Raw genomic sequence first — 22,802 nt, 5'->3', positions numbered from 1 at the left:
GGTCGGTCATCTATATCGTTTTCTCCATGATATAATCGTTCATGTAGAAGCCGTGCCCAATAGGGAAATCACCCTCACTGCTTATTTTCAAGCCTTGACGGCTATAGAAGTGCTTGGCGCGGTTGTGACGGTTGACATGCAGAAAGAGTGTACAAGGCTCCGGATGCTGCTCCTTGATAAAGTCAATGGCGGCATTGAACAACTTTGTGCCCAGATGTTGGCATTGATAGATCGGGAGAACGTATATCTTTTGCAGTTCGTATCGGTCTGCTTCTGTCGGTTGTACCGAGACATATCCGGCCGGCTTGTCGTCGATGAAGAGCAGCAGATAGGTATGATGCTTGACAGTCATCTGCCGACGGATCGATGCTTCGGAGTACATCATGTTCATCATATACTCGCACTGTTCCCGTGTGATGATGGTCTGGTAGGTGTCGGGGAATACTTTCTCCGCCATCGCCCTGATGATAGGAATGTCGTTGAGGGTTGCTTTTCTGATAGTTGTAGTCATGTTGATAGGTTTATGTTGGTCAAATCTTTATTCAGTGTTGTCTTGCTGATTCTTTTACGATATCATAGTAAAGATCCACCGGACTTTCATGCCACATCTTTGTGCTCTCCTGTGAAAGCTTTTTATAGGTGGAAGAAGCATAGACTTTTTTTATAGCATCTATGAGACTGATGTTCTCTTTAGTTGTGAGAATATCTGCAATTCTACTCACTTTTGATGGAATAATTAAGTAGAGATTTTGTTGAGTAATGTCTCCAATCATAATGTTACCTCCTTTATTTCTTTAAATTTAAGATAGTCCAGTGAGCGTTCTGTATGAAAAAGATATTGATCTACGAGTTGATAAGTACGTAGCTCTTCTATTAAGGTTTTCTTACTTATGACGTTTCCTTCAAAGAGGGCAAATGCGGCATAAACGTGATCATTGGCTACAGGACCGTACACAATGTCGTAGTTATGACTAAAATCCGGCAAAGTGCGGTTTTGCATAACGAAATCCACCCATTCCTCTGTAGGCTTTTCAAAGATAAGTGATTTCAGCTGGATAAGGGCTGTATCGTTGAAATCATAGACGTTTACATATCCTTTTGCTATCTTACTTTCCCGCATGCGTCGTTGTACCCACCTTTCTGCTTGCCAATATGCAGTGGTGGTGTAGAAACCAGTTCCATAGTCCAACCGGCGATTGGGCTCTCTTATTTCTGGTTGCGTGACAACTTCCAGACTCCCATGATAGACATTAATGATTGCCATTTGCTGCCTCCTTTCTGTTCTTGATGAACTTATTGATATCACCTAATATCCATTGGGCAGATTGGGTGTGAAGTACATCATAGAACTCTTGCAAGTATTCAAAGACGCCATATCGGTTGAACAAATTCATGACTTGTTCACCCTCCATGCCTTTTTCTGTTTTGTACTGCTCTATACAAAACGAAATAAAGTATGCAATATCTTGTCTTTCCTTTTGTTCCATCATTAAATTCTTAGTCATGCAAAGATACGCATATTTCATTAAAGTAACAACAGATAATCGTGCTTTGAGCCTTAAAATAGCGAAAATAATCGTAACTTTGTAGGGGATCTAACATTTGACTGAACATGAAAACAAGAACCTATGCTGCCCGCTGGCCGCAACCATGCCGCTGGATAGCAATATCGTCTTTACTACTATGCACTATCTTCTTGCACGCTTTGCCGCTTACTGCCCAGAAGCGTAGAGAGTTGAGTACTCATATTCAAAAGACTTATCAGCAGATGGGAGGCATCTACTATGCCTATTCCGCACCACCCACCGACTGTTTCGCTCCTGCGCCGGAGGGCTATCGCCTGGTCTGCCTCAGTCATTACGGGCGCCATGGCTCACGTTGGATGACGAGTGACAAGCGCTATGAATGGTTGTGGCAACAGTTCGAAGACGAGAAGCTGCTGACACGGCGGGGGCGTAGCGTACGCAGTCGGCTGAAAAAGATCTGTGACAACGCACGGGGCAATGGCGGACAGCTGTCGCCCGTGGGAGTGCGGCAACAGCAGGGACTTGCTGCCCGCATGGTATCCCGTTTTCCGCAGATGTTCGGTTCGGATAGTCACGTAACCGCAAGGTCGAGCGTGGTGCGCCGTTGCCGTAAGAGCATGGAAGCCTTTGTGGAAGAGATGAAAGCCCTTGGTCTTGGTGCACGGATAGATATGCGCACTGATTCGGTCGACATGCAGTGGATGAGCCACGAGAGTCCTGACGAGATGCTGTTGAAACTACAGACCGACAAGCGTTGGACACTGCCTACCCACCGCCTGCTTGCCTCACTCTTCCGCCACCCAGAGGCCATCGCCGACACGGCACGTCTCTTCTCTGAACTCTATGCCGTGGCTTCCGACTTGCAGGATGTTGACCTGCCTGGCATCTCGCTCTACGACCTCTTCACTCCCGACGAGATGCGTTATTGCTATGAGCGATCGTGCCGTGAGATGCGCTATGAGAATGGGGTGGATCCTGCCAATCACGGCATCCCGGCACAGTGCGCTGCTAATCTGTGGGGCAACATCGTACTTTGTGCTGACAGCGTCTTGGCCTCGGGAAAGCCTGGTGTGACGCTGCGCTTCGGCCACGACACTGCTCTCTACCGTCTGTTGAGTCTGCTCGGAGCCTCGCCCGTAGTAGGCGACAGTCTGAATCTTGAAAACTTGGTGCCGATGGCTGCCAACCTGCAGATGCTTTTCTACCGTAACCAGCAGGACAGTGTGGTGGTGGCTTTCTACCTCAACGAGCGGCCGATAACGCTACACGGTATACATCCTGCCCTTGTACAGGACTCTTGTCATGTCTCGTTTTATTCCTGGGCGGCATTGAAGCGTCATCTTCAGCATTTCCTCGACCGCCAGCAATGGATGGACCGCACACGCGCCATCAACACGATGGTGGGTACCGACTACGCCACGACAGCCTTTGCCGGACGCTACGGCAAAGGATCGGAAGAGCACGGACAGACCCTTCCCGCAGTGCTTGTGCCCCATGGCATGAACTTTTGGACACCGCAGACACAAGACACGGAACAGAAGTGCCGCGCGCCTTATTATTATAGAGACTCGCTGTTCCAGGGTTTCCGCGCCAGTCACTGGCTCGTAGGCGGTTGTACCCAGGACTATGGTTCCTTTACGCTCATGCCGATGACGGGGCGTCTTCGGTTGAAGTCTGAAGTGCGCGCCACTCCATTCAATCACAACGATGAGTTGAGCCATCCTTATTATTATGGTGTATATCTGCCTAAGGAGAAGCTGATGACCGAGATGACGGCGACGAGCCGTTGTGCCATCTTTCGCTTTATGCCCGACGAGGGTGGTGAGATGCATATCGTCGTCCAAGCAAACAACGACTATCGGGAGGGCTTCGTCGCCGTAGACACCGCCCGTCAGTGCATCTGGGGCTACAACCCCGTGCACCGCATCTATCAGGGCTGGGGCGAACGGGCAGGCTTCAGCGGTTGGTTCGTCGTACAGTTTCAGCGACCTTTCCGCCGCTGTGGGGTGAAAGACTCCGTGGCCTTCGTTACGCTCGACGTGAAAGGCGGAGAGCAGGTGCTGGTCAAGGCTGCCACGAGTTTCACGGGCATCGACGGTGCGTGGCGCAACCTCCACGCCGAGCTCCCAGGCTGGGATTTCCTCGGTACGCGGCTGGCGTTGGACCGTATCTGGCAGGATGAACTGCGGACCATCGACGTGGAAGACAGCGACAAGGCGAAGGTCAACGAGTTCTATGGCGCGCTCTACCGTACTGCCTTCGAGCCGCACGCTATCAGTGACGTCGACGGACGCTATCCCGCCTTTGCCTCGGGACAGCCGATGATGCCCGACAGCACCGACGCGGGACGCACTCGCTATATGGACTTCTCGATGTGGGATATCTATCGTGCAGAGTCTCCTTTGCTGCTCTTGACGCATCCGCAGATGGCTTCCGACATGATACAAAGTCTCGGAGGTATGTACCGCGAGGGCGGTTGGATGCCGATCTTCCCTTGCTGGAACAGTTATACGAGTGCGATGATCGGTGACCATGCCGCCTCGCTCGTGGCCGACGCGGTGGCAAAGGGACTCGATCGCACCCATCCCTTTGACCTCAAAACGGTCTATGAAGGACTGCGCAGGAATGCTTTCGAGAGTCCGAAAAACTATCAGGATTATGCCAATGGCATGGGTCGGCGCGCGCTGAAGAGCTGGCTGCGCTATGGCTTCATCCCGCTGGAAGACAGTGTGAAAGAGGCTTTCCACACCCAGGAGCAGGTGTCGCGAACCTTGGAATATGCCTACGACGACTACTGTGTGGCGCAGGTGGCCAAGGCGCTGAACCAAGAGAAAGACTATGAAACGCTGATGCGACGTTCACACAACTGGATGAACGTGCTGAATCCCCGTACGGGTTGGGCAGACGGTCGCCATGCCAATGGCAGTTGGCTGATGAACCGCGACCTGACGAGTCGCCTGCCGTTTATCACAGAGGGGGCTGTCATGCACTATAGTTTCTATGTCCCGCACGACATTCCCGGTTTGATCGGGGCGATGGGCGGACGGCGGGCGTTCATCCAGAAGCTCGACACCCTCTTTGGCTTCCATCGTGATGGGCGCCGCGACAGTGTCTGCTATTATTGGCATGGCAACGAGCCTTGTCACCACATTGCCTACCTCTATGCCTTGGCGGGTGAGCCGTGGAAGACGCAGCGGGTGGTCAGCGATATTCTGCGCACGGAGTATCGCGATGTCCCCGGTGGCTTGTCGGGCAATGACGATGCCGGGCAGATGAGTGCGTGGCAGGTGTTCTCCATGCTCGGCTTCTATCCTGTCTGTCCGGGCTCTGCGGAGTATGTCTTCGGCACACTGTCGTTCCGTCGTGCACGCATCGGACGTCTGACGATAGAGACGCGCGGTGGTGGCAATGGCAACTGCTATGTTCTGCGCATGACGTGGAACGGAAAACCTTACACCCGCTACACTCTTTCTCACGACATGCTGACCAATGGTGGACATCTCGTCATAGAGTTAGGGCCTGAGCCACTGAGGTAATTCAAAGAAGAGAGGACGCGATTGTATCATCCCCACTTAAGAAGAATGCATCAATCCTGCTTAAGTGGGGGTTAATACTTGATCCTGAAATAGTCGAGCAACATCTTAAACTTGTCTTGCGCGGCCAGGCAGGTGTCGATCAGATAGCCGCGGATGTGGGGATATTCGCGCAAGCCTCGGTAATAGAAGAAGCGCAAGTCCTCGTCGATGATGAACGGTATGAGGTTATGTGCCAGGCATTCTTTGAACATGATGAGGCGCCCTACACGTCCGTTTCCGTCTTGAAACGGGTGAATAGACTCGAATTGTTGATGGAAAGTGATAATACATTCCTCGTTCTTGTCTTTCACACTTCTATACCATTTCAGCAGTTCTTTCATGTCTTCGTTGACTTTTTCGGGTGCTGTAGTCTCGATGCCACCAACTTCGTTGGGCAGGCGTTTATAGTTACCAACAGCAAACCAGTCTTTTGTGCTGTCCGTCATTCCTGTTTTAAGGATCCTGTGCAACTCTTTGATGAGGCTTTCGGTCAATGGAGAGGTTGCGTGATCTATGATATAGTCTACGCAGCGGAAATGGTTGACGGTCTCGATGATGTCGTCCACTTTTACGGCCGGGCCTTCTTGTGGGGCTATCGTGTGCGTCTCAAAGATCATGCGGGTCTGTTCTTTGGTCAGTTTGCTACCCTCAATGTGATTGGAATTGTATGTTAAGTCTACTTGGACTCGATGATAGATTCCACCTTTTATTTTCCCGTCTTTCTGTTCTTTCAAAGCTTTGAGTAGTGGTGATAGCTTCTTGTTTTGGCTACGGCTGGGCAGCACAGCATCGGCCGGGATGTTCCATGTCTTTCCAGAGAGGAACGCTCCTGGTATTTTTCCCTGTCTGCAATAGTTCCTGACGGTTCTGTCTGAGATGCCGTTGAGGGATGCGAATTGTGAGGATGTTAATATGTTCATTTTCCGTTATCGGCAAGTTCTGTTGGTTGATATAGTGCAAATATACGGTTTTTTGCCGATACTGGCAAGTGAATTGGACTTTTGCTTCGCTTTTTTGCCGATAAGACTTTGGACGGAGTATTTGTAGCCGCAAATTGTCGAAAACGTGTATTCTCTCTTTGTGTTGCTTGGTTATGTTAATTGCTGCTTCACAGCAACGGGAAGTCTTTCCTCATTGCAGTGTCTTGATCTGTTTTTTGTTCAGCTAATAGTTATCAACAACAAAGGCCTCCACGGTATTCCGCGGAGGCCTTTATAGTTAGTTTGAAGTCTATTGCTTATCAGAGCAATTCTTTTCTTAGTTGTCGCTCTTCCCGAAGATACGCAGCAGATAGAGGAAGAGGTTGATGAAGTCGAGGTAAAGCTCCAGGGCACCGAGCAGTGCGATCTTCTGTGAAGCCTCGCTCATGTCGGGCTGCATGGCCAATGCCTGCTTGATACGTTGGCTGTCCCAAGCGGTGAGCCCCACGAAGAGCAGTACGCCAATATAGCTCAGGATGAGGTCAAAACCAGAGCTGCGCAGGAACATGTTCACCACCGAGGCAATGATGATGCCGATGAGTGCCATAAACAGGATATTCCCGATTTTGGCCAGATTGGTCTTCGTCACATAGCCATAGAAAGCCATGGCACCGAAAGTACCGGCGGTGATGAAGAATACCTGAGTGATACTCGTCATTGTGTAGACGAGGAAGATACTCGACAACGTCACGCCGTTCAGTGCCGAGTAGATGATGAAAAGCGTGGTGGCGGTAGACAGCGACAGCTTGTCGATACGCGCGGTAGTGTAGAATACCAGTCCGATCTCAGCGATCAACAATATCCAGATGGCAGCCCGACTGCTGTAGAGGGCCGTCATCAGGTGAGGACTGCTGGCCGTGCCAAAGGCACAAATGCCAGTGATGACCAGTGCCAGTGCCATCCATACATATACCTTTCGCATCAGCGCGGGAAAGGCGGTGGAGAGTGCACCTTCGCGTTGGCGGACGATCTGTTCCAAATCTTGTACTTCCATTGTTGTTGTTCTTTAGTTATGTTTATCGTTTACTATTGTCTGCAAATATATAGCTTTCCCTTCTGAAAAGCAAGAAATATGCCAAGAACAGTGTGCGATTTAATGTTTTTTGTATTGCTGCTTGTTGGCTTTTGATGCCTTTTCAGTAATTTTGTGTTCTATTTATTATCAGAGAGACAAGATGACACGATATCATAATATGACAAAGGGATGGTTGTGTGTCCTATTGGCAGTCTTGGGTTGGACCGTAGTCTATGCGCAAGGCGCGTGGGATGTGCAGACGCTGAGGTTGCACAATGGCTTTACGGTGTGGCTCAATATCGACCACAGTCAGCCCAAGGTCTATGGTGCCGTGGTGGTGAAGGCCGGTGCCAAGGATTGCCCCAACACGGGCATTGCCCACTATTTCGAGCACTTGATGTTCAAGGGTACGGACAAAATCGGCACGGTGGACTATGAAAAAGAGAAGCCGTGGCTCGACAGTATCTCGCATCAATACGATCTGCTGGCCGCAACGAGCGATCCTTCGCGCAGGTTGGCTATCCAAAAACATATCAACGCGCTGTCGGTCCGTGCGGCTGACTATGCTATCCCCAACGAGTTTCAAAACCTCATCACCCGCTTCGGCGGGACAGGACTTAATGCCTATACGTCGTTTGACGAGACGGTTTTCTACAATACGTTCTCGCCGCCGTATCTGTCGCAGTGGTGTGAACTCTATGCCGAACGTTTCCTCTCCCCTGTCTTCCGTCTGTTCCAGGGCGAATTGGAAACGGTGTATGAGGAGAAGAATATGTACTCCGACAACATGCTCGTGCAGGCCGCCGAGGCTGCCCAACGCTATGCGCTGGCGGGTACCCCCTATGCCTATCCTATCATCGGGGCTACTGACAGTCTGAAAAATCCGAGACTCAGCGAGATGATGCGCTTCTATCACCGCTATTATGTAGCAGGCAACATGGGGCTTATCCTCTGTGGAGACCTGCGTGCCGACTCCATCATGCCGCTGCTTGAGCGTACTTTCGGGCGGTTGCCCATGGGACAGGCACCGCAGACGCCTAAGGCGGTGCTGCGTGACTTCCGTGGGTCGAAACCGTTGAAATTAAAGTTACCGATCCCCGTTGTCAAGGCCGAGGGCTATGCTTTCCTTGCTCCACAGGAGGGTAGTCGCGATGAGGCTCCTTTCCAAGTGATGATGACGATGTTGTCCAATCCGTCACACACAGGACTGCTCGATTCGCTCGACAATGCCGGAAAGGTGATGGCGGTCATGGCCGGAAGCTATTACTTCAAGGACTTTGGTGCTTTTGGCTTTGGCTTTGTGCCCAATCTGCCCTTTGGTTCTAAGAAGAAAGCAAGCCGCCGTTGCTGGCAGGCCATCGGCCGCTTGCGCACCGGACAGTTCGACGATGCTCAGTTACATGCGGTGAAACGCTCGCTCATCCGGCAGAAGTTGCTTAGCTTGGAGACTGTCAGCGGACGCAGCTCAGCAATGATCAACGCTTTCTCGCATGGACTTAGCTGGCATACCGTGCTTGCCCAAGCAGCGCGCATCGACAGCGTGACCCATGATGATGTCGTCAGGGTGGCGCGTACCTATTTCAATGATGACTCGCTCGTGGTGAAAAAGACCTTTGGACATTATCCCAAAGAGCGGGTTGCGCAGCCCGGCTATCAGCCGGTGCGGGCCCGTCATGCCGGCGAGCAGAGCGAATATGCCAAGCAACTCGAAGCGCAGCCCGTGGACTCGGTGGCTCCGAAACTCGTAGATTTCAAACGCGATGTTGCTGAACGGTCCTTGTGCCCCTTGGTGCGACTCTACGGGGTGAAGAATCCCGATAACGAGATCTTCTCACTTCAACTCTGCTATCGCCGTGGCTCAGCCACTGACCACCGTATAGAAATATTGGGAGACTACCTCAATCGTGTGGGGACTACGTCGAAGTCTCGCCAGCAAATGGGGCGGGAACTCCAACAATTGGGGGCTACGCTCGATGTGTCGGCCGATGCCGGCAATGTCAAGGTGACACTGATGGGCTTTGATTCCCAGTTTGTTCCCGCCTTGCGCTTGTTGCGCTCGTTTCTCGACAGCGCGGCAACGGACAATGCCAAGTTGCGTGTCTGCTGTAAGGAACTCAGACTTAACCGGCGGTCGTTTCTGAAAGAGAATGCCAACATTGCGGATGCTATCTATCAAAAGGTTGCCTTGGGTGACAGTTCTCCCTATCTTTCGCGGTTGACAGTCAAAGAGGCAAGACGCCTAAAAGCCTCTGGCCTTGTGAACCTCTTCCGCGAGGTGCAGCGCAGTCAGCTCGACATCATCTACACGGGTACGCTGCCCGTGGACAGTGTTGCTCATCTCGCCGCAACCGCTCTGCCACTTGACAAAGTGTGCCGTCCTTGGCGTCCGGTGCTCCATCCTTTGCAGTCTGTCGACGTGCCTACGGTCTATGTCTATGACAATTCCCGTGCCCGCCAGACCATCGTCGGCTCTTACCAGCAGGTGGGGGCTCTGCCTTCGGATAGTCTGCGGGCACCGTTCCATTTGTGGGGAACCTATTTCGGGGGTGGCATGTCATCGGTGTTGTTCCAGGACATCCGTGAGTTTCGCTCTTATGCCTACTATGCCTATGGCCGCTGGCTCCAGCCAGACTTGCTCGTTCATCCTCAGTCGCCTTGCGCCTATGTCACCCGCTTAGGCTGCCAGTCCGACAAGACGATGGCGGCACTTGGCGTGCTCGACTCCGTACTCCGCAAGATGCCTGTGCGTGAGGAAAATGTCCGGACAGCACGCCAGGGCTTGGTCAACGCCGTCAACAACGGTTATCCCGCTTTTCGCTCGTTGGGCAGCTATGTCGCCACGTGCCGGCTGAAAGGCTATACGCTGGATCCGGACTCAGTGACGCTTCGTTTGCTGCCAAAGCTGGGTATAGGTGATGTCATCCGCTTCTACCAAAATCATGTGCAAAACACTCCTGCCTGCTATATTATTGTGGGAGACAAGCGCAAGCTCGATATGAAACAACTGAAACGGTATGGCAGGGTTGTCTTACTCCGGAAGCGTGACATCAGCAGATAGACACGATGGTTTGATGACAATAGCATGACCACGTGCATGTGTATTCGTATGGAATATATAAAGTTCAAAGGCTTCTTTCCTCAGTTATTATAGAGGAAAGAAGCCTTTGTGCGCTATCTTTTCAGATTGTATATTTTGGCCTTGCCACCCTTCACCGTCAGCTTGGTGTAGGGTTCTGAAGGAAATACGATGTTTGTCATGGCCATCTTGCCATTAGCATCGAAGGCTTCAATACTGCTCTTGTCGATGAAGATTTGGAGCGTTTTTATCTTGCCATAAGTAGGTGCCGTCGTCAGCGCGGGGAAGTCGGTACTGAAATCGGTCATTCCACTCTTCGTGCGGTCCATGGAGAACTTCTCCTCCTTGGCGTTATAGGTCATGGTGACGCTCTCGCCCTTGCCGTTGGAAAGCGTGATTACGCTGTTGCCCCGGAGTTGCACGTCGACGCGGCAGGCAGGTGTCAGCGAAGCCTGGGGTTTCTTGGAGAAGGCGTCGAGGATTTCCTGTGACGGCTTCACGCTGCAATAGCCGGTGCCTTTATACTCGAAGTAGCCTAAGTCACGGGCGATGCCGTTGGCGGAGCGATACTGCTTGGTGGGTACCTGCGCGGCATACTGCCAATTGCTCATCCACGGCAGCGCGACATGGCGGCCATTGGGAGCATTGTTGAACGTCACAGTGGCATAGTGATCCTTGCCCCAGTCCATCCACTTCGTGACTGACGGGTCGCTGTCGCAGATGAACTTGTGGCCGTCAAAGGAGCCTGTGAAATACTGGGTTGCCGAACCACCGAAGGGACCGCCGGGATTGATGTTGCAGACGAGAATCCACTTGCCGTTGCCCATGTCGAGGAGGTCGGGACACTCCCATACACCGGCGTGGGAGCCGTAGCCCTCACCGAAGTCGCTCTCAAAGGTCCAGTCCTTGAGGTTCTTCGAAGAGAAGAGCTTCATGTGCTGTTTCTCAGATACGATGAGAATCCATTTCTGCCCTTGCGGGTACCAGATGACGTGTGGGTCGCGGAAGTCGGGGATGTCGGAGGTCAGCACTGGGTTGTCTGCATACTTGGTGAAGGTCATGCCGTTGTCGGTGCTGACGGCCATACTCTGTGTCTGCGCCTTGCCGGCGGAGGTGTAGTAGGCCACTACGGCTCCCGGGCCGAAGCCCGCTGTATTGTCATTATCGACCACTGCCGATCCGCTGAAGATAGTACCCAAAGCATCGGGCTCGATAGCCTCGCCCTCAAACTTCCAGTGGCAGAGGTCTGTGGAGGTGGCGTGTCCCCACGTCATATTCTCCCACGTCGAGCCGTAGGGGTTGTGCTGGTAGTAGAGATTCCAGACTCCGTCCTTATAGAACAAGCCATTGGGATCGTTCATCCAGCCGTAAGCCGGCGTATGATGATAGACTGGGCGAAACTTCTCCCGGTTCTTCATGTCTACGGTTTGAGCGGTCTTGAGTAACTTCCAAGCGGCAAGGTCGGAAGTGGCAGCCTTGCTGGCAGAGTTGGCGACATCGCCGCGGTTGACGATGATATCCAGAAGTACCGACTTTCCGTCCTTGGTGAAGCGGCTGATGTCGAGGGGAACATAATAGTCTGCCTTGTTAGCAGCCAGCCGTACATTGAACTCCTGCACTACGGCATTGTCCTTGATGACGCGGATGTGGTCATAGCTTTGGGTCTCTTCTACGGGCAGCAGGACATAGCGGTCGTGGCAGGGAATTTTGACCATGACGTGATCGTCTGCGAGAACTTGCGCATGAAGCTTGGTCTCTGGTTGTGCCGTCAAAGGACCAGCAAGCATCAGAAAAGCTATGAATAGGAAAAGAGAGATTTTCATAAGTCTGAAGGGTTTTAATATTGGTGTACCTCCACATTGCTTACGTTTATTGCTCCATCATAGCTGTTGATACTCCAGCAATTTTTCTGGATGCCATAGATGCGGTTGGTGTAGCAGGCCACATCATTGATGTACATCACGCAGACGCTGTTGTCGGTGTAGATGGTGATGTGGTAGGTGTTGTCAGCCGGACGGTTGAAGACGTATCCGTCGATGCCGCCGATGAATCCAGCACCCTCGGTGCCTTCCTCTTCAAAGTTGACCTTGCGCGTGTTGTCGCTCTCGGGGTTGACGACAAGCGAGTAATACTTCTTAGAGTCACTGCCTCTGACAAGTGAGATGCCAAATTTATCCGTGTTGCCGTTAGTCTTTACCGTGAAGGAAATGCGGTTGCAGGTTCCTAAGCGGTTGAAGAGTACGTTGGCATTGCCTGTAAGCTGGAAGCTATTGTCGCTTTGTGCTACGGCCCCCTCACTGAGCGATTCCGCCTTGACGTTTTGCACCTTATTATATTTATTGCTAATTCCTTGCACCTCACCCAAGGTCAGCGTTCCATCGCTATGCTGAATGAGGCGGTGCATGACGAGGTTGCCGGCCCACTCCGGCTCAGCGGGATTAGCGCCCACTGCCGTGTTGTTCTTTCCCGAGCGTGTGGGGCACCAGCCCCAGATGTATCTGTTGGTACCATCTGAAGCCGTCTTGCCGGCATAGAAGCCACGGCTGTCGAGGAATCCTTCGTGGCTGTCAGGCCATAGCCCGGCATCCTTGGCCGTGCATGCTTTGAGCTCATCGAGCGTCTTGCCCTTGAAATACTGTACACGGCGCACGGCAGCGTGCTTCTCGCTGTAGATGAGATACCACCAGTCGCCCATCTTGAAGACATCGGGGCACTCGTAGAAGCGGTCCCACATCATGTTCATAAACTGTCCGTTGCTCGTCCAGCTCTTCAGGTCGTCGGAGAGAAACTCTGCCAATGTTCCTTTGTTGTTGGCTGTCGTCGCCACGATCATGTGCCACTTGCCATCATCACCTTTGAAGACGAAGGGATCACGGAAGTCATTACGGCTGTAGCCATAGTCGATGCCCCGGAGGAGGAACGTGCGGCTCTTGGTCCAGGTCTTGAAATCGGGCGAGGTTGCCATCATCACGGCTTCACCGCAGTCATCTGCCGTAGGCTGGTATTTGTTGCCGGTATAGAAGGTATAATACATTCCGTCGGCATCGTTGTACACCGTAGAGCCCGTTCCTAACGCAGCATCCTGTTCCTGAAGTCCGCCGCAGGGGATGAGTTCGCCAAGCGGTGTATAGCTGGCACCGTCGGTTGTGGACAGTCCCCAGATGGGATGGTAGGTTCCCGCCTGGTTGGGTCGGAACTCCTGAAGATAGAGGATCTTGAAGTCACCGGCCTTAGGGTCATAGAACGGCATGGGGTCACCCACATAGCCTACGGAAGGCTTATAATACGTCTCCTGCTCCTGGGCGTCAGTAGAAGCAAAGTAGGTCGTTGTCGACCAATCCTTTGTCTCCACGGTCTCGTTGTCGCTGCTGCAGGCAGTCATCGCCATGGCAGTCGCCATCAAGGTAGCAAATATCATTGGTTTCATGTTGTGCTGAGTTATTTGTTCATAAGATAGTTGAAAGCATTCTTCGTCATGCGGGCCACGTTGGCGTGATAGCCCTCCTCGGACAGTGGGGCCACGCTGTACCAGTCGTAGCATCCCGAACCGATGCAGAGGATGTCGCCGTGCCCGTTGGCAGCCGGGAATTCCCACGCCACGATGGCACCGTCGCCTCCATAGGCAAGGTCTGTGGCGCCTGTCTTGCTTCGCCAGGTAGCATAGTCGGCATATCCGCCCCAGTCGCTTCCGATGTGCCATTGTGCCGTAGAGTTGGTGATGCGGTAGCCAGCGTCGCAAGTAAAGACAGCATTCGCGTCACCGTCCTTCATGACGAGGTTCTGGAAGAGCGGGTGGCTGGTATGTCCCTGGATAGAGAAGCTCCACGGCCCATTGACCGTCTCGGCATCGGCCTCGTTCTGTCCCCAACAGTTGTTAGGACAAGCGTTGTTGGTCACAGCTCCTATCTCTGCCGGCATGTTGGTGGCATAGCGTGTGAAGAGGAACGACCCGCCATTGTTGTAATAGTCGCGGAGCGCCACCGCAGCGTTGATAGCCTCCGGTGCCGCTTTTTCAAAAGCTTCCTTTCCGTCGACACCGCCGTCTTTATGGAAATGCCACCAGATGACCTTACACTCGGAGAGGTCGACCGTTCCGTTCTTGATGTCATCGAAAGAGGCATAGAGCGAGTTGGGGATGTTGGCCAGCATCCAGTTGCAGGCTGTCTGCTCCTCTATATTGAGCTGGTCAACGGACTGCGCCAGTCCGACATAGACAGCTGAAGGCTTGCCGATGGCAGTCACGGTGACGGTATAAGTGGCCGAGGCCGTGTTGTTGGTGACCGTGTATTCCACCGGATGCGTGAAGTCGGTAGCCACCCCGCTTTCAGGAGATACCGTGGCGTTGGCACTGAGCGTGATGGTCGGTGTGAGGCTGGCCAGGTTGAGGGTGTTGGGGACGAACACGGAGATGGTCTTCTGCTCCTCGTTGATGACACCCACATAGGTACCGTTAATTTTGAACGACGTTATCTTAGCCTCATCGTGCTGTGCCGAGATGGTCCAGTCAAGGTATACATCGCCGTTAGTGACATGCATGACCTGTGGGGTGAGAAGATTGAGGGCGTCGCCCTCCTTGATATTACTCTCGGCTCCGTCACTCAGGCTGAGGGCGGAAATTTTCATGTTGCGGACATCGTAGCCTTCCGGCACCCTCACCGTGATGGTGCGGGCGGACTTGTCGATGATACCATCGTAGTTGTCAGCTTTCAGTGCCGTGACGTCACAGTTGCCGTTGAGCAGCAGGTCAGAGACATTGGAGTCGGAGCAGGCCGACAAAGCCAATATCATGACAACAGCGTATAGAATAGAAAAAATCTTTGTCTTCATCGTTACCATTCTCCTATGTTTTGTGTGTAATGTCCATTGGAAGCTGCTATCTGAGCGTATGGAATGGGCAGGTACTCGTTTTTGTTCTTAGTGAAATGAGCAGCTGTGTATATGGAGCAGTCGTTGGCCTCCTCAGCATAGTACTTGTTGAGGACTTTGTCGGCTTCTCCCCAACGTACGAGGTCGAAGAATCGCTCACACTCCATGCCCATCTCCAAGCGACGCTCCATCTTGACAATCTTCAGCGCCTGAGTCTGGTCGTAGTTGCCTTTGTAGGTGGCGATATTCATCTTCACGCCATAGTCGTGCTGATAGTTGGCGATGACGCTGGTACTCTGCTTGGCGCGCTGCCGCAGCTGGTTGACGAGGCTGATGGCCTCTGGGATGCGTCCGTCGTTGAGCTGTACGAGTGCCTCGGCGCGTTCCAAGAGCACATCGGCATAGCGGAAGACGATGCGGTTCTCGGAGGTGCCCCACCAGGAGCCCTTGATGAGATAGGAACCCACGAGGTCAGGGTCTACATTCTGCTTGAGGGTGACATAATGGCCATACAGACCGTTGGAGCGGCTCCAGGCGGCACTGTTGTCCATGATGTATTTGGGATTGAACTCATAAGGCAGTCCGGGCATGCCGACGGTGAGGAAGAGGCGCGGGTCGGCATAGTCGGTGCCTTTGTCGTAGTCTTTCTGATTGTAGGTGTCGAGCAAGGGCAGTCCGTCGGCACTGGTACGGTAGGCGTTGACAAGATTCTGGCTCGGCTTGTAGAAGTCGCATCCACCATCGGTGACGCCGGGGATATTGGGTACGATCAGACCGTAGCTCCAATTGAGGTTGCCATATTTCGTACCGTCGTTCTTTGAGTATTGCATGGCCCAGATGCTCTCCTTTCCGTTCTCATACTGCTCTTCAGGGCGAAAGTTGTTGTGGAAATCACTCTCCAGTCCATAGCCACCGGCGGTGTAGATGGCAGGGTCGCTGTATTCCACCACTTTGGCGAGGTCATCTTTGTTGATGCTCGTCACCTCATTGGTGTTGGGGTCATCCTGATGGTATGCCTTATAGAGATAGGCCTTTGTGAGGAAAGCGGCGGCAGCAGCCTTTGTAGGCCGACCCTTGTCAGCCTGCGTGACAGGCAGTGTCTTGTAGGCATCCTCTAAGTCATCGATGATGAGCTGCCAGCCCTCGTCATTGCTGTACTGTCTGTTGGAGAGCTCATTATACTGCGCTGTGGTGAGATGCTCATCCATAATGAACGGGATGTTCTTATACAGTCGCTTAAGAAGGAAATGACCGTAAGCGCGCAGGAACTTCATCTCAGCGATGCGCTCGTTCTTCAGTGGATAGGTAGTCTCATCGGTCTGATCGAGCAGAGCGATGGCGGTGTTGACACGGGAGATGCCGTTGTAGAGACGCTGCCACATGTCACTGATGTTCCAGTTCGTTGTCAGAATGCCCTGTGATATCTCAAGCTGATGGAACACGTCACCGTCGCTGGTACCATTGCCGCCCTTGTAGGCATCGTCGCTGCGTACATCATAGTTCCACATAGAGAAAGAGGAGTTGATGTCCTCAGCGGAAATCCAAACGGCATAGGCAGAGATGACGAGGTTATCAACATATTGGGACGACTTCACCTGTTCATCCGTCAGAACACCCTGTGGGGTCTGTTTGTCAAGGAAGTCGGAGCAGCTGGCCGTCAGCAAGCTGAGAGCCAAGGCTCCTATATATATAGACTTTTTCATGGTAGTGATAATAGTGTTAGAATGTAACGTTGACTCCGAACGTGATGTTCAGAGGGATAGGATAGCCATAGTTGGGGTTCTCCGGGTCCACGCCTGTAAAGTTTGATGCGTGTATCGTGAGCAGGTTCTGTGCGCTGACATAGAATCTCAGCCGCTGCATGTACAGTTTCTTTGCCAGACTCTCGGGCACGTTATATCCCAGCTGTATGGTGCGCAGCTTCAGATACGAGCCGTTCTCAACCCAGTAGGACGAGACCCGCTTCTCGTTGTTGTTGTCACTCAGTGAGAGTGCCGGGATGTTACTGTCCGGATTGGTCGTGCTCCAGGCATTGAGCAGACGGGTGCCTTTGTTGAGGAAGCCGATGTTCAGTCCGGCCCAGATGTCGGTCTCTTTCTTCAAGTCTGAGATGACATCTACGCCCTGTACACCCTGCCAGAACATCGTGAAGTCGAACTGCTTGTATTGCAAATAGACGTTCAGACCATAAGTGAAGTCGGGTACGGGATTGTATATCCAGTCCTGGTCGGCTTCCGTAATGACGTTGTCGCCATTGAGGTCCTTCCATCTGATGCGTCCCAAGGCAGCCCCTTCCTGTTTGGCGTGGTTGTCGATGTCGTCCTGGCTCTTGAAGATGCCGTCAGCGACATATCCCACCTGCGCGCCCATAGGATGTCCGATGACACTCTTCACGCCATTACCTCCGAAGGTACCGTTGGCAGCGACAGTGGCGGGCAGCTTGGTAATCTTATTACGATAGGTGCCGATGTTGCCGGTGATGTCATATTTCAGTCCCCACCGGGTGTTCTTACGGTAACCGAAGTTGAACTCCACACCCTTGTTCTCCATCTCGCCGGCATTGATCCACTGTGAGCTACCCTCTCCCATGGCAGCGATGCCAGCCATCTGCACGAGGATATTGGTAGTTTTCTTATAGTACCAGTCAAGGCTGCCGTAGAGCGAGTTGTCGAAGAGCGTGTAGTCGAGACCTAAGTTAGTCTGCGTCGTGGTCTCCCACTTGATGTCGTCGTTGCCAATTTGGTTGCGCTTAAAGCCTGACGAGAGAATTTGTCCGCCATTAGTGCCGGCGATGTCGTAGGATGTGCCATAACTCTGTCCGCCGCTCTCGTTGACACCATAGTTGCTCTCATAGATGGTGTAGCGGGCTATATTGGAGATTTCCTGGTTACCGGTCTGTCCCCATGAGGCACGTAGCTTGAGGTCATCAATCCATTTGGCTTTCATAAACTTCTCTTGGCTGATGCGCCATCCAAGAGAGAAGCTGGGGAACATTGCATAGCGGTTGTTCTTGCCGAAACGGCTTGAACCGTCATAGCGCACTGTGGCAGAGGCCAGGTATTTGTCAGCATAGGTATAGTTGGCCTTACCAAAATACGATACCAGGGAATAGCCTTCGCCACCACCGTAAGCTTGGGCAGAGCCCATGCCGGCACTGGGCCACATGTAGTCAGGATTGAGAATGATGTAGCTTTCTTTATAGCCTGAGAAATTGATATCATCCTCTCGGTTGAGCTCCACACCGGCCATGGCATCAAAACGGTGCTGATCCTTGGCGAAGTTATAGGTCGCTACCGCATTCCACATCCATTTAGTCCAATGTTCCTGTTTTGCTTCCACGGCATTGGTGGAAGTTGCCACATTGCCTTCAGTGATGGGATAGGTGAAGAAGCGCTGCTGCTTCTGCGCGTAGTCGAGGCCGAAGGTAGAGCGGAGGTTGAAACCCTTGAAGAGATGAAGATTGACATAGGCGTCGCCAAAAGCACGCCAGTAGGTATACCGGTTGTCGGCGTTGCGATGCAGACGTGCCACTGGGTTCTCACGGTCCGGGTAGCCGCCCACGGGACCGGCATAACTGCCATCGGTGGTGTAGACGGGGAGAGAGGGGTTGAACTGCAGGACATTCTCTAAAAAGCCACCGGGAGCCTGTACCTCTGAGGTGCGGTTCAGCGTGAAATGCTCGCCTAAGGTTAGCACGTTCTTGATGACATCGTATTCCGTATTCATACGTGCAGAGAAGCGTTCGAAGTCAGATGTCTTGATGATACCCAGATTCTTATAGTAGCCTAACGAGAAATAGGAAGAGCCGCGCTCAGAACCGTTGCTCACCGCCACATTATAGTTCTGAATGACACCTGTGCGCGTTGTCTGGTCAAACCAGTCGGTGTCTGCGGCGGGTGTTGTCCCGGCAGCGTCGAGATATTTCGACATGCTGATGCTGTTGAGCACAGGATAACCGGCTGTGTTGTAGCCCCAGTTGTAGTGATATCCCAAGCCGTTGGTATTTGGATCCAGACCGTCGTTGACATAGGCTTGCCACATCACCTGACCATATTGCTTGGCGTTGAGCACATCCATCTTATGGGCATACATGGAGGCTGCCACAGAAGCGTCGACATCGACCTTCACCTTGCCATTCTTACCTTTCTTTGTAGTGATGATGATGACGCCGTTGGCAGCGCGGCTGCCATAGATAGATGCAGAAGCCGCATCTTTGAGCACTTGGATGCTTTCGATATCAGCAGCATTGAGCTCGTGCATGCCGGCTTTTGTAGGCACGCCGTCGATGATATAAAGTGGGTCATTGTTGTTGAGCGTTCCCACACCGCGGATTCTCACGGTAGCAGCTCCTGAGGGTGAGCCGTCGGCAGTGATATTCATGCCTGGCACTCTTCCCTGCAAAGCTTTCATGGGGTTGTTCTCGTTTTGCTTGGCCAAATCATCGACGCTAACTACAGAGATGGCGCCTGTCAGGTCGGCTTTACGCTGTACGGTATAGCCGGTGACTACAACTTCATTGAGTTGCTTGCTGTCATCGTGCAACACCACTTTCATATTGTCGGAAGCCGACGTGGAAGTCGTCTTGAAACCGATATAAGAAATGGTGAGTTTGCTACCTGCAGGTACATTAATAACAAACTTTCCATCGATGTCGGTCACCACACCATTGCTTGTGCCTTCCTGCATGACAGTAGCACCGATAACCGGCTCGCCAGTTCCGTCTACCACCATTCCGGTGATGCGGCTTCCCTGCTGGGCTTGTGCTGTCAGACCATACCAACATGCCATCGCCCCAAATACAAACTTAAAAGTCTGGTTCATGTTACTTTGGTTTAAGTTTCTAATTACTTTTGGTTTCTGCCGCAAAGTTATGGGAATTATTATAATATGGTGTTACAAAATTCTATCAGCGGTTTTTAAAATCCATGCATGTTAGAAATTTAAATGGGAATGATAGAATATTTGAACTCGGCTTCGCTTTTTTCAGCCAAAGCCTTTCAAATATGAAAGAAAAACAATATCTTTGCAACTGACAATCAGAAAGAAACTATGAAACCGCTATTGCTGAACCTATTCTTTTGCAGAGACTCTTTTCTGAAGAAAGCAATGTCATGCAAGATGGTGTTACACATTGTAATGCTGTCATCCCTTTGCCTCTTGCTGTCATGCCAACAGCACCGCTATCGCATTGGTGTCTCGCAATGCAGCAATGATGGATGGAGACAGAAAGCCAACCGTGAAATCAAAATCGGACAATACCAATATAGTAATGTTGATGTCGTCTTTGCCTCTGCTGAGAACGACGGCCGACGGCAGGTGGCGCAGATAGATTCTATGGTGGCCGACGGTGTTGACCTGCTTGTCGTCTCCCCAAGCGATACTAAAACGGTGTCCCCGGCTATTGAGCGTGCCTACGATAAAGGCGTTCCGGTCATTCTTTATGACCGGATGACCCAGTCTGAGAAGTACACCGCTTTCATTGGTGCTGACAATGTTGCCATAGGCCGCTATATGGCACAGTTTGTCATATCGCAAGTCAATAATGGAGATGACGTCGTGGAGATCACAGGACTCGAAGGCTCTACACCCGTTGAGGAGCGGCATCGCGGCTTTATGGAAACAATCGCGAAAAGCAATAAACACATAAAGGTAACGACCCTTCAAGGCGATTGGACAATCAAAACTCCGCGAAAGTTGATGTATCAATTTCTTAAAGAAGGTCATCGCCCTGTATGTGTTTTCTGTCATAACGATGGCGAAGCCCTTGGTGCTTATCTTGGGGCTAAAGATATGGGGCTGGAGAAAAATATGAAATTCGTCGGTATCGATGGATTACCCGGACCTGACCAAGGTGTGGAGTGGGTGCGCGAAGGGAAACTTACGGCTTCATACATCTATCCTACTAAGGGTGAGAAAATCATTCCGCTTGCAATGAACATCTTGCAGCACAAGCCGTTCCAGCGCATCAATATCCTTACCTCTGCCTTGGTGACAAAGGACAATGCGGCTATCGTTGACATGCAAAACCGCGAGATGCTTAACCAAACGGCCAAAATTTCAGAGTTATACAACAATATCGACAGATATATCAATTTGTATCAAAGTCAAAAGATTATACTCGTGATGGCTGTCATCGTGGTGCTGTTGCTCATCGTCATAGCTGGCTATCAAGTATACCTGCGAAAGACGCACGAGCAAATCAACAAGAAGATACAACAATTGGATAAAGAAAAAATCGATTTCTTTACCAATGCGAGCCATCAGTTGCGCACACCTCTGACACTGGTGAGTGGACCCGTGGAACAACTACTTGCAAGCAATACATTGAAAGGAAAAGACCTCGAGACGGTAAAAATGGTGAGTCGTAATGTCCGTCAGCTCTCATTGCTTATTGATGGCGTGCTGTCTTTTGATAGCAATAACACTACTGTTGACGACAACACTGTACCGTCGTGTCAATCTCAGCATGAATACGCCAATGTCACAGAAAGTGAGAATGTTAAGACTGTACAGCCTTCATTGGCTGATGATATCATCAATGAGGATGACAGTCGCCAACAGATTCTTATCATTGACGACAATGCAGACATACGTAACTATCTGAGAAGCATACTTGAAAAGAAATATAATGTCTTTGAAGCTGCCAACGGGAAAGAAGGGGTCAGTATGACACAGAAATACTTACCCGATCTGGTTATCAGTGACATCATGATGCCAGAGATGAACGGCTTGGAGTGCTGCCAGATCATCAAACAGACTAAGATAACTTGTCATATACCTGTCATCTTGCTTACGGCACGCGCTCAGGAGGCACAACGTATCGAGGGCTTTGGACATGGTGCCGACGAATATATGACCAAACCATTTAGTGCCGAAGTATTGCTTGCACGCGTCAACAATCTGCTCAGCAACCATAAGCGGTTGAAAGAAATTTTTGACAACAACTCCGAGTGGGTTCAAGCAACGAAAAATATCGAAGGTTGCGACAAACAGTTCGTCGAACTGTTGCGTAAGACGGTATTGGATCATCTCTCAGATCAGAAATTGAAGATGACACAGGTTGCTGACATTATGAATATCAGCTATATACAACTGTATAGAAAGACAAAAGCTATCATTGGCATTACGCCAGTGGAGCTGCTGCGCAAAGCTCGCATTAAGCGTGCACTGCTACTATTGCAGACAACAAATCTCACAATAGCTGAGATCGCCTATCAGACTGGTTTTGGAAGTCCTTCATATCTTAGTGTGTGCTTCAAAGAAGAATTTGGAAAATCACCAAGTGAGATAAGAACTTCGAATGATTTCGAAGACTTAACAAATCCCTTATAAACGTCTTGCTTTCCTGCCACTATTCTCCTTCGATTCTCTGTGTATCACTGTCTCAGATTCTCTGTGTATCGCAGTCTTTGCGTCTCTTTTTTGTTGTGCTGGGTTCTGTAGGTTGCTGCTTTGCAGCGACACCTGGTCTTTGCTTTTTTCCGTCCTCCCTATAATATTTAATAAGGTGACCGCCTCTCTTTTTGTCAAACAAAACGAAAACTTGCGTATTTTCTTCAAAAAAACATGGGAAATGTTTGGAGGGTATTGGTAAAAGCTGTACCTTTGCACTCGCTTTTCAGAACTGCGGCAAATGCCTAAGACTGAGAGCAACGAGAAAGAGTTCTTTGAGAAGATTACATACAACAGAGAGTAGTACAAGAAGCGATTCCTACACCTTATTATATATAGGGTATGGGAATTGGGTAGAAGAAACGAACCGTT

At 51.3% G+C, this 22,802-nt stretch carries 14 protein-coding genes; 3 read left to right on the top strand and 11 right to left on the bottom strand.

Features of this window, described 5'->3' with window-relative positions:
• Positions 1-10: 10 nt before the first annotated feature.
• From NG346_RS02865 to NG346_RS02850, 4 genes are read right to left on the bottom strand one after another with little or no spacing between them, the layout of a single operon-like run.
• Positions 11-511, bottom strand: a complete 501-nt coding sequence (locus tag NG346_RS02865; protein WP_262288271.1) for a GNAT family N-acetyltransferase — start codon at positions 509-511, stop codon at positions 11-13.
• 31 nt (positions 512-542) lie between these two features.
• Complete coding sequence (locus NG346_RS02860; protein ID WP_154534754.1) at positions 543-773, bottom strand: hypothetical protein; 231 nt, start codon at positions 771-773, stop codon at positions 543-545.
• On the bottom strand, positions 770-1,264 hold the full coding sequence (locus NG346_RS02855) for a DUF3990 domain-containing protein (RefSeq protein WP_154534755.1): 495 nt from the start codon (positions 1,262-1,264) through the stop codon (positions 770-772). The genes NG346_RS02860 and NG346_RS02855 overlap by 4 nt, the downstream gene beginning before the upstream one ends.
• Positions 1,251-1,505 carry a DUF3791 domain-containing protein gene (locus tag NG346_RS02850; protein ID WP_262280612.1) on the bottom strand — a complete coding sequence of 85 codons (255 nt, stop codon included), beginning with the start codon at positions 1,503-1,505 and terminating at the stop codon, positions 1,251-1,253. Before NG346_RS02850 ends, NG346_RS02855 begins: the two co-directional genes overlap by 14 nt.
• 107 nt (positions 1,506-1,612) lie before the next feature.
• Here NG346_RS02850 and NG346_RS02845 point away from each other — a divergent pair, with 107 nt between their 5' ends.
• Positions 1,613-5,062, top strand: coding sequence for a GH92 family glycosyl hydrolase (locus NG346_RS02845; RefSeq protein WP_262288270.1), 3,450 nt, complete (start codon positions 1,613-1,615; stop codon positions 5,060-5,062).
• A gap of 71 nt (positions 5,063-5,133) precedes the next feature.
• Here the strand turns inward: NG346_RS02845 and NG346_RS02840 are convergent, their stop codons facing one another.
• On the bottom strand, positions 5,134-6,021 hold the full coding sequence (locus NG346_RS02840; RefSeq protein ID WP_262288269.1) for a Fic family protein: 888 nt from the start codon (positions 6,019-6,021) through the stop codon (positions 5,134-5,136).
• A gap of 337 nt (positions 6,022-6,358) precedes the next feature.
• Complete coding sequence (locus NG346_RS02835; RefSeq protein ID WP_154534757.1) at positions 6,359-7,075, bottom strand: Bax inhibitor-1/YccA family protein; 717 nt, start codon at positions 7,073-7,075, stop codon at positions 6,359-6,361.
• 181 nt (positions 7,076-7,256) lie between these two features.
• On the opposite strand from NG346_RS02835, the gene NG346_RS02830 reads away from it, so the two are divergent.
• Positions 7,257-10,154 carry a M16 family metallopeptidase gene (locus NG346_RS02830; RefSeq protein ID WP_262288268.1) on the top strand — a complete coding sequence of 966 codons (2,898 nt, stop codon included), beginning with the start codon at positions 7,257-7,259 and terminating at the stop codon, positions 10,152-10,154.
• 113 nt (positions 10,155-10,267) lie between these two features.
• Here the strand turns inward: NG346_RS02830 and NG346_RS02825 are convergent, their stop codons facing one another.
• Genes NG346_RS02825 through NG346_RS02805 form a run of 5 tightly spaced genes read right to left on the bottom strand, consistent with a single transcriptional unit; the run spans position 10,268 to position 19,826 of the window.
• Positions 10,268-11,959 (bottom strand): DUF4980 domain-containing protein, encoded by a 1,692-nt coding sequence (locus NG346_RS02825; protein WP_262280647.1) that lies wholly within the window; start codon positions 11,957-11,959, stop codon positions 10,268-10,270.
• A gap of 50 nt (positions 11,960-12,009) precedes the next feature.
• Positions 12,010-13,599 (bottom strand): glycoside hydrolase domain-containing protein, encoded by a 1,590-nt coding sequence (locus NG346_RS02820; protein WP_262280608.1) that lies wholly within the window; start codon positions 13,597-13,599, stop codon positions 12,010-12,012.
• 11 nt (positions 13,600-13,610) lie between these two features.
• Positions 13,611-15,008, bottom strand: coding sequence for a DUF4960 domain-containing protein (locus tag NG346_RS02815; protein ID WP_262280607.1), 1,398 nt, complete (start codon positions 15,006-15,008; stop codon positions 13,611-13,613).
• Positions 15,002-16,741, bottom strand: coding sequence for a RagB/SusD family nutrient uptake outer membrane protein (locus NG346_RS02810; protein ID WP_262280606.1), 1,740 nt, complete (start codon positions 16,739-16,741; stop codon positions 15,002-15,004). The genes NG346_RS02815 and NG346_RS02810 overlap by 7 nt, the downstream gene beginning before the upstream one ends.
• A gap of 16 nt (positions 16,742-16,757) precedes the next feature.
• Positions 16,758-19,826: a SusC/RagA family TonB-linked outer membrane protein gene (locus NG346_RS02805; RefSeq protein WP_262280646.1), complete on the bottom strand. Its 3,069-nt coding sequence runs from the start codon at positions 19,824-19,826 to the stop codon at positions 16,758-16,760.
• Between the two features lie 261 nt (positions 19,827-20,087).
• Here NG346_RS02805 and NG346_RS02800 point away from each other — a divergent pair, with 261 nt between their 5' ends.
• Positions 20,088-22,370 carry a hybrid sensor histidine kinase/response regulator transcription factor gene (locus tag NG346_RS02800; RefSeq protein WP_262280605.1) on the top strand — a complete coding sequence of 761 codons (2,283 nt, stop codon included), beginning with the start codon at positions 20,088-20,090 and terminating at the stop codon, positions 22,368-22,370.
• Positions 22,371-22,802 lie beyond the last annotated feature (432 nt).

Source organism: Hallella absiana (genome assembly GCF_025457485.1).
Lineage (GTDB): Bacteria > Bacteroidota > Bacteroidia > Bacteroidales > Bacteroidaceae > Prevotella > Prevotella absiana.
Note: the sequence above shows the minus strand (reverse complement) of the source record. Positions and strands in the feature narration are given on the sequence as shown.

What these genes read in the sequence shown, in the direction of transcription:
- NG346_RS02865 (WP_262288271.1), bottom strand. Translation starts at nt 511, where the DNA reads ATGACTACAACTATCAGAAAAGCAACCCTCAACGACATTCCTATCATC.
- NG346_RS02860 (WP_154534754.1), bottom strand. Translation starts at nt 773, where the DNA reads ATGATTGGAGACATTACTCAACAAAATCTCTACTTAATTATTCCATCA.
- NG346_RS02855 (WP_154534755.1), bottom strand. Translation starts at nt 1,264, where the DNA reads ATGGCAATCATTAATGTCTATCATGGGAGTCTGGAAGTTGTCACGCAA.
- NG346_RS02850 (WP_262280612.1), bottom strand. Translation starts at nt 1,505, where the DNA reads ATGACTAAGAATTTAATGATGGAACAAAAGGAAAGACAAGATATTGCA.
- NG346_RS02845 (WP_262288270.1), top strand. Translation starts at nt 1,613, where the DNA reads ATGAAAACAAGAACCTATGCTGCCCGCTGGCCGCAACCATGCCGCTGG.
- NG346_RS02840 (WP_262288269.1), bottom strand. Translation starts at nt 6,021, where the DNA reads ATGAACATATTAACATCCTCACAATTCGCATCCCTCAACGGCATCTCA.
- NG346_RS02835 (WP_154534757.1), bottom strand. Translation starts at nt 7,075, where the DNA reads ATGGAAGTACAAGATTTGGAACAGATCGTCCGCCAACGCGAAGGTGCA.
- NG346_RS02830 (WP_262288268.1), top strand. Translation starts at nt 7,257, where the DNA reads ATGACACGATATCATAATATGACAAAGGGATGGTTGTGTGTCCTATTG.
- NG346_RS02825 (WP_262280647.1), bottom strand. Translation starts at nt 11,959, where the DNA reads ATGCTTGCTGGTCCTTTGACGGCACAACCAGAGACCAAGCTTCATGCG.
- NG346_RS02820 (WP_262280608.1), bottom strand. Translation starts at nt 13,599, where the DNA reads ATGAAACCAATGATATTTGCTACCTTGATGGCGACTGCCATGGCGATG.
- NG346_RS02815 (WP_262280607.1), bottom strand. Translation starts at nt 15,008, where the DNA reads ATGGTAACGATGAAGACAAAGATTTTTTCTATTCTATACGCTGTTGTC.
- NG346_RS02810 (WP_262280606.1), bottom strand. Translation starts at nt 16,741, where the DNA reads ATGAAAAAGTCTATATATATAGGAGCCTTGGCTCTCAGCTTGCTGACG.
- NG346_RS02805 (WP_262280646.1), bottom strand. Translation starts at nt 19,826, where the DNA reads ATGGCATGTTGGTATGGTCTGACAGCACAAGCCCAGCAGGGAAGCCGC.
- NG346_RS02800 (WP_262280605.1), top strand. Translation starts at nt 20,088, where the DNA reads ATGAAACCGCTATTGCTGAACCTATTCTTTTGCAGAGACTCTTTTCTG.